Source organism: Mitsuaria sp. GD03876 (assembly GCF_029840635.1).
In the GTDB taxonomy this organism is placed as follows: domain Bacteria; phylum Pseudomonadota; class Gammaproteobacteria; order Burkholderiales; family Burkholderiaceae_C; genus Roseateles.
This window is the reverse complement of record NZ_JAOCCU010000028.1, coordinates 19025-38065: the sequence shown is the minus strand read 5'-3', so window position 1 is coordinate 38065 and position 19041 is coordinate 19025. Positions and strand designations below refer to the sequence as shown.

The window sequence follows — 19041 nt, the reverse complement described above, 5'->3', positions numbered from 1 at the left end:
CGGGCCCACCCTTGCCGGCCGCGGGCGCCCGCGCCTCAAAAGCCGGAGACAACCGTCATGACCGAGATGTCCGCCGCGTACAAGGCCCTGGCCGAGTACCGCCCCACCCAGAAGGTCCGCTTCGTGACCGCCGCGAGCCTGTTCGACGGGCACGACGCGGCGATCAACATCATGCGGCGCATCCTGCAGAGCATGGGCGCGGAGGTCATCCACCTGGGCCACAACCGCTCGGTGGACGAGGTCGTCACCGCTGCGCTGCAAGAGGACGCGCAGGGCATCGCCGTCAGTTCCTACCAGGGCGGCCACGTCGAATACTTCAAGTACATGGTCGAGCTGCTGCGCCAGCGCGGCGGCGACGGCATCCAGGTCTTCGGCGGCGGCGGCGGCGTGATCGTGCCGGCCGAGATCCGCGACCTGGCCGACCACGGCGTGCGCATCTTCAGCCCCGAGGACGGCCAGCGCATGGGCCTGCAGGGCATGATCGGCGAGATGGTCATGCGCTGCGACCAGGAAGCCGGCACCACCGCGCCCACCGACATCGCCGCGCTGCGGGGCCATGACGGCCCGGCCTGGCGCGCGCTCGCGCAAGCCATCACCGCGCTGGAGAACGGCCGCGCCGACGCCGCGTTCACGCAGGCGCTGCGCGGCGCCGCCAAGGACCTGCGCACGCCGGTGCTGGGCATCACCGGCACCGGCGGCGCCGGCAAGTCCTCGCTGACCGACGAGCTGATCCGCCGCCTGCGCCTGGACCAGGACGACGCGCTGCGCATCGCCGTGATCTCGATCGACCCGTCGCGCCGCAAGAGCGGCGGCGCGCTGCTGGGCGACCGCATCCGCATGAACGCGATCGGCCCCTGGGCCGAAGGCCAGCGCGTGTACATGCGCTCGCTGGCCACGCGCGACTTCGGCTCGGAGATCTCGCAGGCGCTGCCCGACGTGATCGCCGCGGCCAAGGTCGCCGGCTTCGACCTGGTGATCGTCGAGACCTCCGGCATCGGCCAGGGCGACGCGGCGATCGTGCCGCACGTGGACGTGCCGATGTACGTGATGACGCCCGAGTTCGGCGCCGCCAGCCAGCTCGAGAAGATCGACATGCTGGACTTCGCCGAGTTCGTCGCGATCAACAAGTTCGACCGCAAGGGCGCGGCCGATGCCTGGCGCGACGTCGCCAAGCAGGTCCAGCGCAACAAGGAAGCGTGGGGCAAGCGCGCCGAGGAGATGCCGGTCTTCGGCACGATGGCCAGCCGCTTCAACGACGACGGCGTCACCGCGCTGTACCAGGCGCTCAAGCCGCGCCTGGCCGAGCTCGGCCTGCCGCTGCGCGACGGCCGCCTGCCCATCGCCGACACCCGCTTCAGCACGCACCAGACGCCGATCGTGCCGCCGGCGCGCGCGCGTTACCTGGCCGAGATCGGCGACACCGTGCGCGCCTACAAGAAGCGCGCCCGCGCGCAGGCCCGGCTGGCCCGCGAGATCCAGCAGCTGGGCGCCAGCGCCGCGATGCTCGGCCAGGCCGACGCCGCCGCGAACGCCGCCGCGCTGTCCTCGCTGGAGGCGCTGGCCACCGCGCGCCAGGCGAAGCTGGACGCCGACGCGCGCCAGCTGCTGGCGCAGTGGCCGGACATGCAGAAGGCCTACGCCGGCGACGAGTACGTGGTGAAGATCCGCGACAAGGAGATCCGCACCTCGCTGGTGTCGACGTCGCTGTCGGGCACCAAGGTCCGCAAGGTGGTGCTGCCGCCGTACGAGGACCAGGGCGAGCTGCTGAAGTGGCTGATGCTGGAGAACGTGCCGGGCAGCTTCCCGTACACGGCCGGCGTGTTCGCGTTCAAGCGCGAGGGCGAGGACCCGACCCGCATGTTCGCCGGCGAGGGCGACGCCTTCCGCACCAACCGGCGCTTCAAGCTGGTGTCCGAGGGCATGCCGGCCAAGCGGCTGTCGACGGCCTTCGACTCGGTGACGCTCTACGGCGCCGATCCCGCGCCGCGGCCCGACATCTACGGCAAGGTCGGCAACTCCGGCGTCAGCATCGCGACGCTGGACGACATGAAGGTCCTGTACGACGGCTTCGACCTGTGCAGCCCGACCACCTCGGTGTCGATGACGATCAACGGCCCGGCGCCGTCGATCCTGGCGATGTTCATGAACACCGCGATCGACCAGCAGCTGGCGAAGTTCCAGTCCGACAACGGCCGCGCGCCCACCGCCGACGAGGCCGCCAAGGTGCGCGCCTGGGTGCTGGCGAACGTGCGCGGCACGGTGCAGGCCGACATCCTCAAGGAGGACCAGGGGCAGAACACCTGCATCTTCTCGACCGAGTTCTCGCTGAAGGTGATGGGCGACATCGCGCAGTACTTCGTCAACCACGACGTGCGCAACTTCTATTCGGTCTCGATCAGCGGGTATCACATCGCCGAGGCCGGCGCGAACCCGATCTCGCAGCTGGCGTTCACGCTGTCCAACGGCTTCACCTTCGTGGAGGCGTATCTGGCGCGCGGCATGCACATCGACGACTTCGCGCCCAACCTGAGCTTCTTCTTCAGCAACGGCATGGACCCGGAGTACACGGTGCTGGGCCGCGTGGCGCGGCGCATCTGGGCGGTGGCGATGCGCGACAAGTACGGCGCCAACGAGCGCAGCCAGAAGCTGAAGTACCACATCCAGACCTCGGGCCGCTCGCTGCACGCGCAGGAGATCGCCTTCAACGACATCCGCACCACGCTGCAGGCGCTGATCGCGATCTACGACAACTGCAACTCGCTGCACACCAACGCCTACGACGAGGCGATCACCACGCCGACCGAGGAATCGGTGCGCCGCGCGATGGCGATCCAGCTGATCATCAACCGCGAGTGGGGCCTGGCGAAGAACGAGAACCCGAGCCAGGGCGCGTTCATCGTCGAGGAGATGACCGAGCTGGTCGAGGAGGCGGTGCTGGCGGAGTTCGAGCGCATCGCCGAGCGCGGCGGCGTCCTGGGCGCGATGGAGACCGGCTACCAGCGCGGCAAGATCCAGGAGGAGTCGATGCACTACGAGATGCTCAAGCACACCGGCGAGTACCCGATCATCGGCGTCAACACCTTCCGCAACCCGCACGGCGAGCCGGTGCCGGACCACATCGAGCTGGCGCGCTCCACCGAGGAGGAGAAGCAGGGCCAGCTGACGCGCCTGGGCGACTTCCACGCGCGCCATGCCGGCGAGGCGCCGGCGATGCTCAAGCGGCTGCAGCAGGCGGTGATCGACAACGGCAACGTCTTCGACGTGCTGATGGACGCGGTGCGGGTGTGCTCGCTGGGGCAGATCACGGCGGCGCTGTTCGAGGTCGGCGGCCAGTACCGGCGCAGCATGTGAGGCCCTGGCGGCCGGCGCGAAGGGCCCTTCACGGGCCCTTTTTTCATGGCGGCGCCGGCGCCGCCCCCGGTCCATGGGGCTTCCCTTGCGCCGGCGGCTGTCGTGCAATCGGGACCGGGGACGTCGATCGCTAGACCCGCTGGAGACCGCCATGACCTTCCTGCGCCGTTTCGCCACCGGAGCACGCCTGTCGCTCGCCTTCGGCCTGATGCTGCTGCTGATCCTCGCGGTCTCGGCGCTCGGCGTGCTGGGCAGCGGCCGGGTCTTCGCCGACCTGAAGACGATCTACGAGGACCGCACGATCCCGCTCAAGCAGATCGGCGACATCGACAGCCTGATGCTGCGCAACCGGATCCTGGTCACCGAGATGATCCGCGACCCGGCGCAGCTGCCCGCGCTGGACACGCAGCTGCAGGCCAACGTCGCCACGATCACCGGGCTGTGGAAGGACTACATGTCCACCTACCTGACCGAGGAGGAGAAGCAGCTCGCCGCCGCCTTCGCCGAGGTGCGGGGCCAGTACGTCCAGCAGGGGCTGCTGCCGGCGCGCGACGCGGCGCGGGCCGGCGACGTGGCGCGCGCGCAGGCGATCTACGGCGAGCGCATCGTGACGCTGGGCGCGCGGGCCAAGACCGCGATCGACGCGCTGCTGGCGCTGCAGGTGCGGGTCGGCGCGGAGTCCTACCGCGCGGCGGAAGCGACCGCCGCGACGGTGCGCGGCTGGAGCCTGGCCGCGGCGGTCGCCGCCGTGGCGATCGCGCTGGTCGCCGGGCTGATGACAACACGCTCGATCACCGCGCCGATGCAGGAGGCGGTGCATTTCGCCGAGGCCGTCGCGCAGGGCGACCTGCGCAGCCGCGACGCGCAGCCCGGCCAGGACGAGGCCGCGCGGCTGATCGCGGCGCTGGGCGCGATGGCGGGCTCGCTGCGCGACATCGTCAGCCGCGTGCGCAACAGCAGCGAGAGCATCGCCACCGGCTCCAGCGAGATCGCCACCGGCAGCCTGGACCTGAGCCAGCGCACCGAGCAGCAGGCCAGCAGCCTGCAGCAGACGGCGGCGTCGATGGAGGAGCTGTCGAGCACGGTGCAGAACAACGCCTCCACCGCCGGCCAGGCCGATGCGCTGGCCACGCGCGCCGCCGAGGCCGCCGGCCAGGGCGGCGGCGTGGTGCAGCAGGTGGTGCGCACGATGCAGGACATCAGCACCTCGTCGCGGCAGATCGCCGACATCATCGGCGTCATCGACGGGATCGCGTTCCAGACCAACATCCTGGCGCTGAACGCGGCGGTGGAGGCGGCGCGCGCCGGCGAGCAGGGCAAGGGCTTCGCGGTGGTCGCCTCCGAAGTGCGCGGGCTGGCGCAGCGCTCGGCGCAGGCGGCGCGCGAGATCAAGGCGCTGATCGGCCGCAGCGTCGAGCAGGTGCAGTCGGGATCGGGCCTGGCGGACGAGGCCGGCGCGGCGATGCAGGGCATCGTCGAGCAGGTGCGGCAGGTCAGCGTGCTGATCGGGGAGATCTCGTCGGCGAGCCAGGAGCAGACGCGCGGCATCGTGCAGATCGGCCAGGCGGTGACGCAGCTGGACCAGGTGACGCAGCAGAACGCCGCGCTGGTCGAGGAAAGCAGCGCCGCCGCGGACAGCCTGCAGCAGCAGGCGCAGGAGCTGGCGGAGCTGGTGCGGGTGTTCCGGCTGGCCTGAGGGTCTGGTTATCCTTGCGCCCGCCGCCGGGACAGCGTCGCGATCGCGGCGCGCCGGACGGCGCGTCCAGAGGGAGGACACCATGATCGGATTCATTCGCGCCTGCGGCGCCGCCGCATTGACGCTGGGCTTCCTGCCCGCCGGCCAGGCCCAGGGCGACCCAGGCTACGACTGGTCGGTGATCGGCACCAACGTGATCGCGATGGAGGTCACCTACATGCCGGACCGCATCCTCTTCGCCGTCGAGGGCAACGCCGGCAGCTGCGGCAGCGGCACCTGGCTCACCTACGAAGGCAGCCAGAGCGACAACGCGGCGCGCCAGGCCAATGTCAAGGCGGTCTACGCGGCGCTGGTCGCCGCCAAGACCACCGGCACGCCGATCCGCATTTACGGCCGCAACAGCGGCTGCAAGGCGATCTTCTTCTACCTCGGCTGACGACGGCCCGCCACGGGCACGACCCGGCCCCGCCCACCTGCAAGCGCGGGGGGCGGCCGCGCGCCGCCTTGCCCCGCCCGGGGGGCACTCCCATAATCGACCGCACCCTTGGCTCGTCGGGAGTCCGTCATGCTGCACGCGCTGAACCGGATGAAGATCACGACACTGCTCCAGGTCGGCTTCGCGACGGTGCTCGCGATGGCGGCCCTGATGACCGGCGTCGGGGTGGTGAAGCTGCGCGAGATGGTGCGGCTGGGCGAGCAGCTCCACGCGCTCGAGCAGCGCCGGCTGATGGCCACGAACTGGCGCGCGGCGACCGAGCTCAACCTCAACCGCGTGATGGCGATGGCCAAGTCCGGCGGCCACGAGGGGCTGTCGGGTTTCCTGTCCGGCGAGATGACGCGGACCACCGAGCGCATCAACAAGCTGCAGGCCGACCTGGAACAGGCGATCGACGATCCGGAGCAGCGGACCCAGCTGCCGGTGATCGCCGCGGAGCGGCAGCGCTACGTCGACATCCGCAAGGGCGTGATGGCCGCGATCAAGGCCGATCCGGCAGCCGGCGCGCGGCAGGTGGACCAGACGCTGATCCCGGCGGCCTCGAGCTACCTGGCCTCGGTCGAGAAGCTGGTGACGCTGATCAGCGAGGACACCGATGCCTTCGCGGCGCGCCAGCGCACCCAGGCCAACGAGGCCGCGGCGCTGATGCTGGCGCTGACCGGCCTGGCGGTCGCGATGGGCGTGTTCATCGCGTGGCGGGTGACGCAGTCGGTGCGCGCGCCGATGGTGCGGGCCGGCGCGGTGGCGCAGACGATCGCCAGCGGCGACCTGAGCCAGGACATCCACGTCGACCGCAGCGACGAGATCGGCGTGCTGCTGCGCGAGCTCAGCGCGATGCAGGACTCGCTGCGGCGCATGGTCCGGCAGGTGCGCGAGGGTACGGAGACGATCAACGTCGCCACGCGCGAGATCGCCACCGGCAACCAGGACCTGTCGGCGCGCACCGAGGCGACGGCGTCGAACCTGCAGGAGACGGCCTCGTCGATGGAGCAGCTGACGGGGACGGTGGCGCACACGGCGAGCTCGGCGCAGCAGGCCAACGCGCTGGTCGGCGCGACGCGGGCGTCGGCGTCCAAGGGCGGCGAGGTGGTGGGCGAGGTGGTGGAGGTGATGCAGCAGATCGAGTCGAGCTCGCGGCGCATCAACGACATCATCGGCGTGATCGACGGGATCGCGTTCCAGACCAACATCCTGGCATTGAACGCGGCGGTCGAGGCGGCGCGGGCGGGCGAGCAGGGACGCGGTTTCGCCGTGGTGGCGGGCGAGGTGCGGGGGCTGGCGCAGCGCTCGGCGGCGGCGGCCAAGGAGATCAAGACGCTGATCGGCGAGAGCGTGTCGCGCGTGGACACGGGCACGCGGCTGGTGCGGGACGCGGGCGAGGCGATGGGCGAGATCGTGCAGGGCGTGCGCCGGGTGGCCGACATCGTCGGCGAGATCGCGACCGCGGCGGCCGAGCAGAAGGACGGCATCGGCCAGGTCAACGTGGCGGTGCAGCGGCTGGACGAGATGACGCAGCAGAACGCCGCGCTGGTCGAGGAATCGGCCGCGGCGGCCGGCAGCCTGCGCTCGCAGGCGGAGCAGCTGAACGCGCTGGTGAGCGCATTCAGGCTGGCGGCGTGAGAGGCTGGGAGAGGGGCGTCAGGCCCAGATGGCCGAGAGTGCCCGCAGCTCGTCCAGCAACCGAGGACGAGACTCGTCGAGCACTCGGATCTGAATCAGGAACACCACGGATTTCAGAAGCTCCGTGGTGTTCAGTTCAGTCGAGGCCTCCAGCCTTCTGAAATCTTCCGTCACTCGAGGCGGCACCTTCATCGACAGACGCCTGCGGACGATTCCTCGCTCCTCCGGAAAGCGCGCCACCGCCTTGCGGTGCGTCAGCAGCAGCAACGCTCCTCCACGGGCATCCACTGCGATCTTGTGGACGAAGTAGGTCACCAGAGCCCGCCGAAAATCCGTGGATGCCTGACTGTCGATCCGGTGCACAGCGCAATCCAGAACATCGATGTATGCAGCCGGAAGGTTGGCCTCGATGGCCTGTGCCGCGGCCTTCCTCGCCCTGGACAACGCGGGAGCCGATTGGTGTGGCACGCTAACCGTCCGATCGCATTCATCGCAAACACCGACCAGAACATCCCTGGCGGTGCCCTTCCCATCATTGAAAGCGACATCCCTTCGGGAGAACGTCGTCCGAACCACCTTGCCACAGTCATGGCAGAACGCCTTGCTGTGCTCGCCCACTTCAAAGATCCTCATGGCACTCTCGTCCGGTGAACACTGATGAACACGGCGTGAGGTTCCAGAAAGTAGAACTTCACATACCAGCCGCGCGTCTTGAGTAAATGACAGTCGCAGCTGGCGTCTGCATGCAGCGGAGAACACGAGTAGTCTGTTCCGCGGCTTGCCTTGACGATGCTGATGACTTCATCCACGCTGACTTCTCCGCAGCCAAGCAGGTTCTTCTCGTCGAAGTTCTCCCGCACCTCATGCTGGACCTCTCCCGACTGAAGCGCACGTAGGACCGCCTGCTTCACCGCCCTGTATCCCTTTGGTCCAGCCACGCCGCGCCCGTAGTGTACGAAAAACGTCGTATTGTTTTGAACGGCATCGACAACGCAAGTTGTCGGTCGACTCCGGACCACGCATTCGTCAAGTTCGAGGATCAGCGAGGACATGCTGTTTCCCATTCCAGACACCGCTCCGCCGTCTTTCTCTCCCAGCGCTAGTCGGTTCTCTTCCATCGCCATATCCGGATATATATTTCGCCGTCGACGCGCTCGGCGCGTCTCAACGAGGGAGCCTCGATGGCGTTCCAACTTGCGCAGCCGACCGAAGGACCTCCCGTGGCTCAGCCGGATCGAGATCAAGCCGCTCTGAGGCGGCTCCAGGCCGATGCGCCCCGTCACTGGGACGAGGCCGACCGCGACCTGTTCGCCGTCGTCGGCCACCATGTCCAGTCGCGGACCGATGCCGGCGACTTCCCGCCCAACGCGGCCGACCCGGGCGCACTGGCCGGCCCGCTCTACCGCTTCCTGCTCCAGCACCGGGCGCGCAAGGACTCGTCGCACGCGCGCCTGTGCGGCTGGCTCGCCAGCGCCTGCATGGGCAGCCACCACCTGTGGCAGGACCTCGGCCTGGCGGAACGCCCGCAGGTCTCGCGCCTGCTGCGGCTGGCCTTCCCCACGCTGCACGACAGCAACACGCGGCAACTGCGCTGGAAGCGCCACCTGTTCCTGAGCCTGGGCGAGTCGCTCGGCCGGCCCGGCCTGCGCCCACCCAAGTGCGACGGCTGCCCCGAGGTCTCCGTCTGCATGGACGATCCGCAGTCGACGGTGCGCCTCGTGGGCATCGATGCCGCCGGCGCCGCCTGACGCGTCGCCCCAGGAAGCACGAAGGCCGCCCGAGGGCGGCCTTCTTCATTCCGGCTTGACCGGCGCGATGGCCGGCGCGATCGCGATCAGGGGATGACCGCCAGGAACAGGAACACGATGAACACCACCATGTGCACCGCCCCCTGCAGCACCGTCGCCCGGCCGCCGCCCAGCGTCAGCGCGCCGACGATGAAGGTCAGGAACAGCAGCACCATGCTCAGCGGCGTCAGCCCCAGCACCAGCGAGTGCGGGAACAGCGGCGACAGCACCGCCACCGTCGGGATCGTCAGGCCGATGCTCGCCAGCCCCGATCCCAGCGCGAGGTTCAGGCTGGTCTGCAGCCGGTTGTGCAGCGCCGCGCGCACCGCCGCCACCGTCTCGGGCAGCAGCACCAGCATCGCCACGATCACGCCCACCAGCGACGGCGGCGCGCCGATCGCATGCACGCCGCGTTCGATCGTCGGCGCCAGCAGCTTGGCCAGGCCCACCACGCCGACCAGGCACACCAGCAGCAGCGCCAGGCTCACGCCCGCGACGCGCCAGCTCGGCGGCTCGGCATGGGTGTCCTGGTCGTCGACGCCAGCCACCGGCAGGAAGTAGTCGCGGTGCCGCACCGCCTGCACGAACACGAAGGCCCCGTAGAGCACCAGCGACACGCCGCCGGCGAACAGCAGCTGCGTGGTCGTGAAGGTCGGGCCCGCCGAGCTCGTCGTGAAGGCCGGCAGCACCAGCGTCAGCACCGACAGCGCGGCCAGCACCGCCAGCGTCGGGCTCGTGCCCTCGACGCGGAAGGCCAGTTCCTGGTGCTTCCAGCCGCCGACCAGGATGCACAGGCCCAGCACGCCGTTGCAGACGATCATGATCGCGGAGAACACCGTGTCCCGCGCCAGCGTGTTGGTGGCCTCGCCGCCGGCGAGCATCAGCGACACGATCAGCGCCACCTCGATGATGGTCACCGCCACCGCCAGCACCAGCGAGCCGTACGGCTCGCCGACCCGATGCGCGACGACCTCCGCGTGATGCACCGCCGCCAGCACCGCGGCGATCAGCAGCACGCTGACCACGGCCAGCACCAACGTCGACTCGCCGCCGGCCGTCAGTCCCAGCAGCGCGACGATCGCGGCCAGCGGCGCCGCCAGCGTCCAGATCGGAAGGGCCGCCGGCAGGCGGGCGAGAAGCGAGGTCGAGGTCTTGGCGCGCATGGGGGCCGAGCATAGACCACGATGGTCGAACGACCCCGGATTCGCTAGGCTGCGGCCTCATGCCCACCCTCGATCCCCGCGTCGACGCCTACATCGACCGCGCCGCCCCGTTCGCGCAGGACCTCCTGCGCCACTGGCGCGCGACCGTGCACGCGCACTGCCCCGACGTCGTCGAGACGATCAAGTGGGGCTTCCCCAACTTCACCTACCGCGACAAGATCCTGACCGGCATGGCCGCCTTCAAGGCGCACTGCTCGATCGGCTTCTGGCACGGCCAGGCGGCCGTCGGCGCCGACCACGCCAAGGACGGCGCGATGGGCGACTTCGGCCGGCTCACCTCGCTCAAGGACCTGCCGTCCAAGGCCGAGCAGAAGGCCATCCTCAAGCGCGCGATGACGCTCATCGAGGACGGCGTGAAGGCGCGGCCCGCGCGCCCCGCCACGCCGAAGCCGCCGCCCGAGGTGCCCGAGGACCTGGCCGCCGCGCTCCGGGCCAACGCCGCGGCGCGCAAGACCTTCGAGGGTTTCCCGCCCAGCCACCGCCGCGAGTACATCGAGTGGATCGTCGAGGCGAAGAAGGCCGAGACCCGCGAGCGCCGCCTCGCGCAGACCGTCGAGTGGCTGGCCGAAGGCAAGCCGCGGAACTGGAAGTACCAGAACTGCTGAGCGCTTCAGGCCGCGGGCACGCCGGGCGCCAGCGGCCAGTCGCTGTCGTGCACCTGGACGTTGTTGCGGCCGCCGTCCTTGGCGCGATACAGCGCCCGGTCCGCCCGCATGAACAGGTGGTCGGCGGTGATCCTGCCGCCGGGCTCGGCCACCGAGATCCCCGCCGAGACCGTCAGACTGAAGTCCCGCCCGTCGTCGTCGCACAGCCGCAGCGTCGCCACCGCCTCGCGGATCTGGTCGACCAGCCGCATCGCGCCGACGCCGTCGGTCGCCGGCAGGATCAGCCCGAACTCCTCGCCGCCCCAGCGGCCGACCACGTCCGAGGCCCGCAGCCGCGCGCGCACCTCGGCGGCGAAGGCCCGCAGCGCGTCGTCGCCGGCATGGTGGCCGTGGCAGTCGTTGACGTCCTTGAAGTGATCCAGGTCCAGCAGCACGAAGGCCAGCGGCGTGCCCTCGCGCCGCCCGCGCTCCAGCTCGTGCCGCAGCAGCGCGTCCGCGGTCATCCGGTTCAGGCAGCCGGTGAGACCGTCCGTGGAGGCCATCTCCTCCATGCGGCGCGCGATGCGCTCGAAGTTGGCGAGCACGAAACCGAAGCCCGCGCCGATCAGGCAGATGAAGCTGAACAGGAAGGTCAGCCCCTGGCCCAGGCTGCCCTGCATCAGGTCGAGGTACTCCTCGGGATTGGTCAGCGCATGGATGCTGCGCAGCAGCAGGCTCGCGGCCGCGGCCACCAGCGTCACGCCGACCGCCCGCAACGAGGACTCGCCCCGCCACCCCGGCCCGAGCAGCACGAGGATCGCCGGCAGCAGCAACGCGGCGAAGACCAGCGAGATCGCGCTGGTGCGGACCGCCAGCGGCCAGCTCAGCATCCACGCCGTCAGCGTCCAGGCCACCGCCGGCCCGCCCCACCACATCCAGCGCGGCAGCGAGCGCCCCAGCACGTGGCGGTGGATGGCCTCGTTGTAGAACACGATGCCCAGCGCGATCAGCCCGTTGCCCAGCAACGCCGACAGCCACACCGGGATCACGATCCGCGCCGACAGCAGCGCGAAGCCCGCCAGCAGCGTCCACGAACCCCAGGTCCACACCCCCAGGTCCAGGTAGCGCAGCCGGCTGCGCTGCGCCGTCCACAGCTGCACGCCGAGCATCGCGAAGCCGCTCAGCAGCGCCAGCATCAGCGTGGGAATGTGGATCGACCCCATGGCCAGACAGTGTAGTGACCGACCCCCTCGCGGCTATCCCCCTACATCGCGGGCCCGTGGCGTGAGGGAAGCGTCAAGCCCGGCTGGCGGCGACCTCAACTCAGGCGCTCGATCAGGGCCATCGCCGCGGCGGGCGCGCGCTCCTTGGCGCCGCTGATGAAGAAGACGAACACGTCGCGCGGCTGCCGGGGCGGCGCGCGGTCCGCCTCGACCAGCGGCAACCGGTCCGGCTGGCCGCCCGACTGCCAGCGCGAGGCGCTCGCCGCCAGGCCGTCGAGTTCCTCCTCGGTGACGCCGGTGACGAGCTCCGAGCGCGTGCGCATCACCCGCGTGTAGACGAAGTCTGTCGTCAGGTCGGGGATCGGCGGATAGTCGTCGGACTCGGTGAAGACGACACCCGCGCCGTGGTCGCGCGCCATCGCCAGGAACTCCGGCGCGCGGAAGCTCTCGTGCCGCACGTCCAGCGCGTGGCGCAGCGTCACGCCGGCGGACTGCGCCGGCAGCAGCTTCAGGAAGGCGCCGAAGTCGGCGGCGTCGAAGCGCTTGGTCGGCGCGAACTGCCAGACGATCGGCCCGAGCTTGGGGCCGAGCTCGGCGACGCCGCTGTCGATGAAGCGGCTGACCGATTCGCCGGCCTCGGCCAGCACGCGGCGGTTGGTGGCGAAGCGGTTGGCCTTGAGCGAGAACACGAAGTCCTCGGGCGCGGTGTCGCGCCACTTGGCGAAGGTGGCCGGCTTGAAGGTCGAATAGTAGGTGCCGTTGACCTCGATGGCGGTCAGTTGGCGGCTGGCGTACTCCAGCTCGCGCGAGGCGGGCAGGTCCTTCGGATAGAAGGTCTCGCGCCAGGGTTCGAAGTTCCAGCCGCCGATGCCCACGTGGATCGAGGTGCTCATGTCGTCGTGTCCTCCAGCAGTCGTTCGAGTCGGGAAAGGCCGCGGCGCGTGACGCGCAGCGCGCGGCTGTCGGGATCGGGGTCGAGCCAGCCCTGCGCCAGCATCGCCTGCAGCCAGGCCGCGCCGAGCGCCCCGCCCAGGTGCGGTCGGCGCTCGCTCCAGTCCATGCAGGCGCAGGCCAGGCGGCGGCGGCGCGCGCCGGTGGCGGCCTCGACGTCGACGCCCCATTCGCGCAGCGCGTCCAGGCCCTCGGCGGTGAAGCGGTAGCCGCGGACCTCCTCGGGATCGGGCGCCATCCAGTGCCGGCGCAGCGCGTGGTCGTGCAGCCGCACGCCCCAGTGGCCGGCGAGGTGGTCGTAACAACGCCGCGCCTGGCGCAACGCGGGCGGGGTGCTCGGCTCGAAGCGCGGGCGCGGCAGGCCGGCCAGCACCAGCATCGCCTCGAGCGCCTGGCCCACCTCCGGGCCGGCGAGCCGGTAGTAGCGGTGCTTGCCCTGCGCCATGCAGCCGACCAGCCCCTGCCCCAGCAGCTTGGCCAGGTGCGCGCTGGCCGTCGAGGCGGCGACCTCGCCGACGGCGGCCAGCTCGGTCGCCGTGCGCGCGTGGCCGTCCATCAGGCAGCACAGCATGCGCGCGCGGACCGGCTCGGCCATGCTGGCCGCGATGTGGGCCAGCGCCTCGTCGGCGGTGGGGGCGTCAATCATGTTTCGATGCTAAGCGAAGCGTTCCGGGCGATCCATCGCGAAGATCCCCTCATTCCCCTTTGCCGAGTTCCTCCATGACCGCTTGTCCCTTTCATGCGCGGCACGCCGCGGCCCGCGACGGCCAGGCCGGCGCCATCGACACCGGCGCCAACGCCAACGCCAACGCCGACACCGACACCGACGAGGTCGACCGCCCGTCCGCGGCGCCGGCTCCGCCGCTCGTGCCCCCGTTGCTCGTGCCCCCGTTGCTCGACCCGGACCTCCGCATGCGCCCGCCCGGCGAGCCGCTGCCGCCTCCGCTGCAGGCGCACGGCGGCCCGTTGGCCGAGGTCTTCGCGCGCTGGCTGCGGCAACGCGACGACGCGGCCCACGCGCCGGAGAAGGCCGCGCTGACGCGCGCGCTGCTGGCGCTGTCCGAGGACGACATCCGGACGCACGCGCGTCGGCAGGCGGAGATCGCGCTGCGCGGCGGCTGGTCGCACTGGCACTGGGCGGTGCCGGCGTCGACAGTGGCGAGCCTGCTGGGCCTGGCGATCGACGATGTCGAGGCGCAACGCCGCCTGCATCGGTCGTTACGGGCGATGGCGGCCGGGCTCGGCGCGCAGGCGGATGCCGCGGCGGTGCGGGCTGGTGGCGAGGCGGTTGTCGCGCTGCTGGGCGCCCTCGACGACGCCGAGAGCCGTGCACCCGACGCCCCGCTGCAATGGACGCTGCTGCGCCACGCCGCGCCGTCGCGCTGGACCGACCGCGCAGCGTTCACCGCCAACCGGCTGGCGCTGATCTGGCAGAGCCACGAAGCCGGCGCGGCGCTGCTGGGCCACGCGCTGATCGCGCTGGGCGCGACCGGCCGCGCGCCGACGCGCGACGACCTGTTGCGCATCGCCCGCGACGGCGGCGCCGTCCGGGTCACGAAGCGCTTCGATGGCCGGCAGGTCCCGGCCGCACCGGTGACGGTGCCGCTGGCCGGCACGGACCATCCGTTCGGCGACGGCGCGCATCGCTGCCCCGGGCAAGGCCTGGCGCTGGGCAGCGCGCACGCCGCGCTGGCCTGGCTCGCCGGACAGCCCGGCCTGCGCTGGCCGGAGCCGATCGCGCCGCTGTCGCTGCCCAACATGGACATCCCGCAATTCCAGGACCAGGAGGCTCACCCATGATCGCCGTCATCTTCGAAGTCACGCCCAGCGCCGACGGGCGCGACCGCTATCTGGAGCTCGCCGCGGCGCTCAAGCCGCTACTGCAGGAGATCGATGGATTCCTCAGCATCGAGCGATTCCAGAGCCTGACCGATCCGGGCAAGCTGCTGTCGCTCTCGTTCTGGCGCGATGAGGAGGCCGTGCGCGAGTGGCGTCGGCTGGAGTCGCACCGCGCCGCGCAATCGGAAGGCCGGGCGGGCGTGTTCGCCGACTACCGCCTGCGCGTCGCGGCCGTGCTGCGCGACTACGGCATGACCGAGCGGGAAGAAGCACCGGCCGACAGCCGCGAGCGCCACCGCGCCTGAGCGCCGTAACGCCCGTAACGCGCCGCGAATGAGGACCTCGTCGCGCGTCGACCGGTTTCGTCGGACGATGCCTGCCGCGCATCGCCGCGCGCAGAGAATCGCGGCCGCTCCAACGACACGGCCCCGAGGCCGGACGCCTGCTCATGTCCTCCCCCGCCCTGCCCGCTTCGGGCTCGCCGCGCCTGCACGGCCTGGACGCGCTGCGCGCCGCGGCCATCCTGCTGGTCTTCGCCTATCACTACCAGGTCTTCGTCAGCGGCCGCCCGACCTTCGGCTGGCTGAGCGAGATCGGCTGGGCCGGGGTGGACCTGTTCTTCGTGCTCAGCGGCTACCTGATCGCCAACCAGCTGATGGGCGGGATGCGGCGCGGCGACCAACTCTCGCTGCCGCGCTTCTACGGCCGGCGGCTGCTGCGCACGCTGCCCAACTTCTACGTCGTGCTGGCGCTGTACGTCCTGTTCCCGACGCTGCTGGGCGGCCGCGAGCCGCCGCCGCTGTGGCGCTTCCTGACCTTCACCCAGAACATCGGCCTGACGCCGGGCACCGCGTTCTCGCACGCGTGGTCCCTGTGCATCGAGGAGCAGTTCTACCTGGCGCTGCCCGCCGCGCTGATGCTCGGCGCGACGCTGAAGCAGCATCGCCGCGCGCTGGCGTGGTCGTTGATCGGCGTGCTGACGCTCGCGGCGATCGCCTGGCGCGATCACCTCTGGCGGCTTTACGGCACGCAGGACCCATCGATCGGCTACTACCCGCAGCTCTACTACGGCAGCCTCGCGCGGCTGGACGAGTTCCTGCCCGGCGTCGCCGTGGCGCTGCTCAAGCACGGTCACCCGGCGCTCTGGGCCGCGCTGATGCAACGGTCCCGCGCGCTGCTGGCGATCGGCGCCGCGGCCAGCCTCGGCATGCTGACGCTGATGCTGCACGGCTACTACATCGATGGTTACGGCTACGGCCACGCGATGAGCAGCTGGGGCTACAGCGCGCTGGCGTGGAGTTTCGGGCTGATGGTGCTGGCGGCACTCGCGCCGGCGAGCCCGATGGCGCGGGTCCGCATCCCCGGCGCGAACGCGCTGGCGCGCTGGTCCTATGCGCTGTACCTGACGCACAAGCCGATCGCCTACGCGCTGACGAAGCCGCTGCTGGCACTCGGCCTGACGCGGGCGTCGGGCGTGACGGCACTGCTCATCGCAGCCGCCTGCCTGCTGGGCGGCTGGCTGCTGTACCGGCTGGTGGAGCTGCCCTTCCTGCGCCTGCGGGACCGCTGGATCCCGTCGCAATTCGAGGCCACGGCGCGTGCTACAACGACGGCCCAAAGGAGCCCTCAGCATGCCTAGCGACCGTCCCTCCCGCTTCTCCCTTCGTCTCCGCCGGACGGCGGCCCTGTCCACCGGCGCCCTCGCGCTGGCGCTCGCCGCGTCCGCCTGCATGGGCGCGAGCGCCGACGAGATTGGCGACGTCAGCACGGTGTTCAAGTTCATCGGGCCGAACCACAAGATCGTCGTCGACGCCTACGACGACCCGGGCGTGCAGGGCGTGACCTGCTACGTCTCCCGCGCGAAGACCGGCGGCATCAAGGGCGGACTGGGCCTGGCCGAGGACAAGTCCGAAGCCTCGATCGCCTGCCGCGCGGTCGGCCCGATCAGCTTCCCGAAGGCGCTGCCGAAGCAGGAGGAGGTGTTCTCGGAACGCTCCTCGCTGGTGTTCAAGCGGCTGCGCGTGGTCCGCATGGTCGATGCCAAGCGCAACACGCTGGTCTACCTGACCTACTCCGACCGCGTGATCGAGGGCTCGCCGCAGAACAGCGTGACGGCGGTGCCGGTGGACCGGGGGACGGTGATTCCGGTGAAGTGACGCGAGGAGAGGCGCGGTAGCCGCGGCCGGTTGCGGCCGTCGCGGCGCGCCTCATTCCAGCGGCGCGTCCGTGCTGCCGCTGACGGCGCGCCAGGCCTCGATCGACGCGCCCATCGCGCCGAGCTTCTGCTCGACCAGCCCGACCGCGTCGCTGCCCAGCAGCAAGTGCGCCGGCGGCATCGCGTCGCCGACGGCCAGGTCCACGATCACGCGGGCCGCGCGCGCGGGGTCGCCCAGCTGCCGACCGCTCACCGCCTGGCGACGCGCGCGGATCGGATCGAAGAGCGCGTCGTAGTCGGCGATGCCGCGGTCGGACCGCACCATCGACCGCCCGGCCCAATCGGTCCGGAACGATCCCGGCGCGATCGCCGTGACGCCGATGCCGAACGCGGCGACCTCCTTGCCCAGCGTCTCGGAAATGCCCTCCAACGCGAACTTGCTGCCGCAGTAGTACGCGATGCCCGGCATCGTGATGAAGCCGCCCATCGAGGTCGTGTTGAAGATCCGGCCCGCGCGGCGCGGCCGCATGAACGGCAGGACGGCTTTCATCATCGCGACCGCGCCGAAGACGTTCACCTGGAATTGCCGCAGCAGTTCCTCGATGGGGCTCTCCTCGAGTACGCCCTCGTGCCCGTAGCCCGCGTTGTTGATCAGCACGTCGACGGGACCGATCTCCGACTCGAGCGCCGCGACGAGCGGCGCGGCGGCCGCGAGGTCCGTCACGTCGTGCTGGCGGGCGTGCGCGCGGCCGGGGCACAGGCGCTCGAAGGCCTCGGCGGCTTCGGCGCCGCGCACGGTCCCGACAACGACATGCCCACGCGCGAGCGCCCCCTCGGCGATCGCGCGGCCGAAGCCGCTGCTGACGCCGGTGATGACGAAGGTCCTGGCGCGCGTCGACGGCATCGACGTCAATGGCGATGGCGATGGCGATGAGGACGGCGATGGAGGGAAGGACCGCGAGGCGGCATCGGACGAAGCAGCGGGATCAGCGGCAGGGGTAGCGGCAGCGGTGGGGCTGGAGGTGGGTGTGGGATTCATGGATGGCAATGCTAGGAATCGACCGCCGTTCCGGGGAGGCCGGCCAGCCTGCCGGTCTTGCCTATTCCTCCATCGCATCATTTGCCCGAGCGCGGGACCGCCACAATCCGACGCCGATGCCCGCTTCTCCTGCCACCCAACGCCAACGCCGCCTGCGCGAGCTGCTGCTCTCGCTCGCGCCCTCGGAGGGCTACACGCCCAGCCCGATCGACGCGGTGCGATGGCTGCGCAGCGACCGGCCGCTCGAACGAACGCCGGTGCTCTACGAGCCCGGGCTGGTGTTCGTGTGCCAGGGCCGCAAGCGAGGCTTCCTCGGCGACCGCACGATCGTCTACGACGCCCTGCACTACCTGGCGGTCGCCGTGCCGGTGCCGTTCACGATGGAGACCGACGCCAGTGCCGAGGAACCGCTGCTCGCGGTCTACGTCCGCCTGGATCGGATGCTGGCCGCCGAGGTCGCGCTCGCGATCGACGAGGCGGGCGATCCGCGCGAGGCGGCGGGAAACGGACGGCCGCCCCTGGGGCTCGAGGCCACGCCGATGGACGAGCGGATCGAGGGCAGCCTGCTCCGCTTCCTGGAGGCGATGAGCGACCCGCTCGAGTCCGCGGTGCTCGGCCCGGCGCTGTTGAGGGAGCTGTACTTCCGCGTGCTCGCCGGCGAGCAGGGCGCCACGCTGCGCGCGGCCATCGGCGAGCGCGGTCACCTGGGCCGGATCGCGCGCTCGCTCAAGCGCATCCATGCCGACCACGCGACGAAGCTGGACGTCGGAAGCCTGGCGCGCGAGGCGGGGCTCGGACTCGCGGCTTTCCATCAGCATTTCAAGGCGGTCACGCAGACGACGCCGATGCAGTACCTGAAGTCGACGCGGCTGCATCGAGCACGGCTGCTGATGCTGCGCCAGGGCCTCACCGCGGCTGCAGCGTCAGACCAGGTCGGCTACGGGAGCGCCTCCCAGTTCAGCCGCGAGTTCCGCCGGCTGTTCGGCCGGACGCCGCAAGCGGAAGTCGCGCGGATGCGCGCGTCGTTCGCGATTCCCGAGCAGCGGGATGAGACCTTCGTGTCGTCTCATTGAGCGC

The 19041-nt window shown here is 70.9% G+C and carries 18 protein-coding genes; 11 read left to right on the top strand and 7 right to left on the bottom strand.

The annotated features are described in order from the left end of the window. Positions 1 to 57 precede the first annotated feature (57 nt). The 4 genes from icmF to N5D62_RS17795 all read left to right on the top strand — a co-directional run bounded on the left by icmF (position 58) and on the right by N5D62_RS17795 (position 7163). Positions 58 to 3351 (top strand): fused isobutyryl-CoA mutase/GTPase IcmF, encoded by a 3294-nt coding sequence (gene icmF, locus N5D62_RS17810; protein ID WP_279759209.1) that lies wholly within the window; start codon positions 58 to 60, stop codon positions 3349 to 3351. 151 nt (positions 3352 to 3502) lie between these two features. Beyond that, positions 3503 to 5047: a methyl-accepting chemotaxis protein gene (locus N5D62_RS17805; RefSeq protein WP_279759208.1), complete on the top strand. Its 1545-nt coding sequence runs from the start codon at positions 3503 to 3505 to the stop codon at positions 5045 to 5047. A gap of 82 nt (positions 5048 to 5129) precedes the next feature. After that, positions 5130 to 5483 carry a hypothetical protein gene (locus tag N5D62_RS17800; RefSeq protein ID WP_279759207.1) on the top strand — a complete coding sequence of 118 codons (354 nt, stop codon included), beginning with the start codon at positions 5130 to 5132 and terminating at the stop codon, positions 5481 to 5483. Positions 5484 to 5612: 129 nt separating this feature from the next. Next, on the top strand, positions 5613 to 7163 hold the full coding sequence (locus N5D62_RS17795; RefSeq protein WP_279759206.1) for a methyl-accepting chemotaxis protein: 1551 nt from the start codon (positions 5613 to 5615) through the stop codon (positions 7161 to 7163). Between the two features lie 18 nt (positions 7164 to 7181). Here the strand turns inward: N5D62_RS17795 and N5D62_RS17790 are convergent, their stop codons facing one another. Together N5D62_RS17790 and N5D62_RS17785 are read right to left on the bottom strand one after the other, a co-directional pair. After that, positions 7182 to 7796, bottom strand: coding sequence for a hypothetical protein (locus N5D62_RS17790; RefSeq protein ID WP_279759205.1), 615 nt, complete (start codon positions 7794 to 7796; stop codon positions 7182 to 7184). Next, positions 7793 to 8281 carry a hypothetical protein gene (locus tag N5D62_RS17785; protein ID WP_279759204.1) on the bottom strand — a complete coding sequence of 163 codons (489 nt, stop codon included), beginning with the start codon at positions 8279 to 8281 and terminating at the stop codon, positions 7793 to 7795. The genes N5D62_RS17790 and N5D62_RS17785 overlap by 4 nt, the downstream gene beginning before the upstream one ends. A 63-nt stretch (positions 8282 to 8344) precedes the next feature. Between N5D62_RS17785 and N5D62_RS17780 the strand changes: the two genes are divergently transcribed. Next, on the top strand, positions 8345 to 8911 hold the full coding sequence (locus N5D62_RS17780) for a nitrogen fixation protein NifQ (protein WP_279759203.1): 567 nt from the start codon (positions 8345 to 8347) through the stop codon (positions 8909 to 8911). A gap of 86 nt (positions 8912 to 8997) precedes the next feature. Here the strand turns inward: N5D62_RS17780 and N5D62_RS17775 are convergent, their stop codons facing one another. Further along, a complete protein-coding gene (locus N5D62_RS17775) occupies positions 8998 to 10113 on the bottom strand; it encodes an ionic transporter y4hA (protein WP_279759202.1) in 1116 nt (371 codons plus the stop codon). 59 nt (positions 10114 to 10172) lie between these two features. On the opposite strand from N5D62_RS17775, the gene N5D62_RS17770 reads away from it, so the two are divergent. Next, positions 10173 to 10778 (top strand): YdeI/OmpD-associated family protein, encoded by a 606-nt coding sequence (locus N5D62_RS17770; RefSeq protein ID WP_279759201.1) that lies wholly within the window; start codon positions 10173 to 10175, stop codon positions 10776 to 10778. A gap of 5 nt (positions 10779 to 10783) precedes the next feature. Here the strand turns inward: N5D62_RS17770 and N5D62_RS17765 are convergent, their stop codons facing one another. The 3 genes from N5D62_RS17765 to N5D62_RS17755 form a co-directional block, all read right to left on the bottom strand. Further along, complete coding sequence (locus N5D62_RS17765; protein WP_279759199.1) at positions 10784 to 11980, bottom strand: GGDEF domain-containing protein; 1197 nt, start codon at positions 11978 to 11980, stop codon at positions 10784 to 10786. 95 nt (positions 11981 to 12075) lie between these two features. After that, positions 12076 to 12873 carry a DUF72 domain-containing protein gene (locus N5D62_RS17760; RefSeq protein ID WP_279759198.1) on the bottom strand — a complete coding sequence of 266 codons (798 nt, stop codon included), beginning with the start codon at positions 12871 to 12873 and terminating at the stop codon, positions 12076 to 12078. Next, positions 12870 to 13574 (bottom strand): helix-turn-helix domain-containing protein, encoded by a 705-nt coding sequence (locus tag N5D62_RS17755; RefSeq protein WP_279759249.1) that lies wholly within the window; start codon positions 13572 to 13574, stop codon positions 12870 to 12872. Before N5D62_RS17755 ends, N5D62_RS17760 begins: the two co-directional genes overlap by 4 nt. Before the next feature lie 77 nt (positions 13575 to 13651). Between N5D62_RS17755 and N5D62_RS17750 the strand changes: the two genes are divergently transcribed. The 4 genes from N5D62_RS17750 (at position 13652) to N5D62_RS17735 (ending at position 16926) form a co-directional block, all read left to right on the top strand. Further along, positions 13652 to 14731, top strand: coding sequence for a hypothetical protein (locus N5D62_RS17750; protein WP_279759197.1), 1080 nt, complete (start codon positions 13652 to 13654; stop codon positions 14729 to 14731). Beyond that, on the top strand, positions 14728 to 15075 hold the full coding sequence (locus N5D62_RS17745) for an antibiotic biosynthesis monooxygenase (RefSeq protein ID WP_279759196.1): 348 nt from the start codon (positions 14728 to 14730) through the stop codon (positions 15073 to 15075). Before N5D62_RS17750 ends, N5D62_RS17745 begins: the two co-directional genes overlap by 4 nt. 143 nt (positions 15076 to 15218) lie before the next feature. After that, positions 15219 to 16409, top strand: a complete 1191-nt coding sequence (locus N5D62_RS17740) for an acyltransferase (protein WP_279759194.1) — start codon at positions 15219 to 15221, stop codon at positions 16407 to 16409. 91 nt (positions 16410 to 16500) lie between these two features. Beyond that, positions 16501 to 16926: a CreA family protein gene (locus tag N5D62_RS17735; RefSeq protein WP_279759248.1), complete on the top strand. Its 426-nt coding sequence runs from the start codon at positions 16501 to 16503 to the stop codon at positions 16924 to 16926. A 51-nt stretch (positions 16927 to 16977) separates the two neighbouring features. On the opposite strand, the gene N5D62_RS17730 is transcribed toward N5D62_RS17735, so the two are convergent. Further along, positions 16978 to 17829, bottom strand: a complete 852-nt coding sequence (locus N5D62_RS17730) for an oxidoreductase (RefSeq protein WP_279759193.1) — start codon at positions 17827 to 17829, stop codon at positions 16978 to 16980. A gap of 251 nt (positions 17830 to 18080) precedes the next feature. Here N5D62_RS17730 and N5D62_RS17725 point away from each other — a divergent pair, with 251 nt between their 5' ends. Then, entirely contained in the window at positions 18081 to 19037 is a 957-nt protein-coding gene (locus N5D62_RS17725) for an AraC family transcriptional regulator (RefSeq protein ID WP_279759192.1), read from the top strand. Positions 19038 to 19041: the final 4 nt, after the last annotated feature.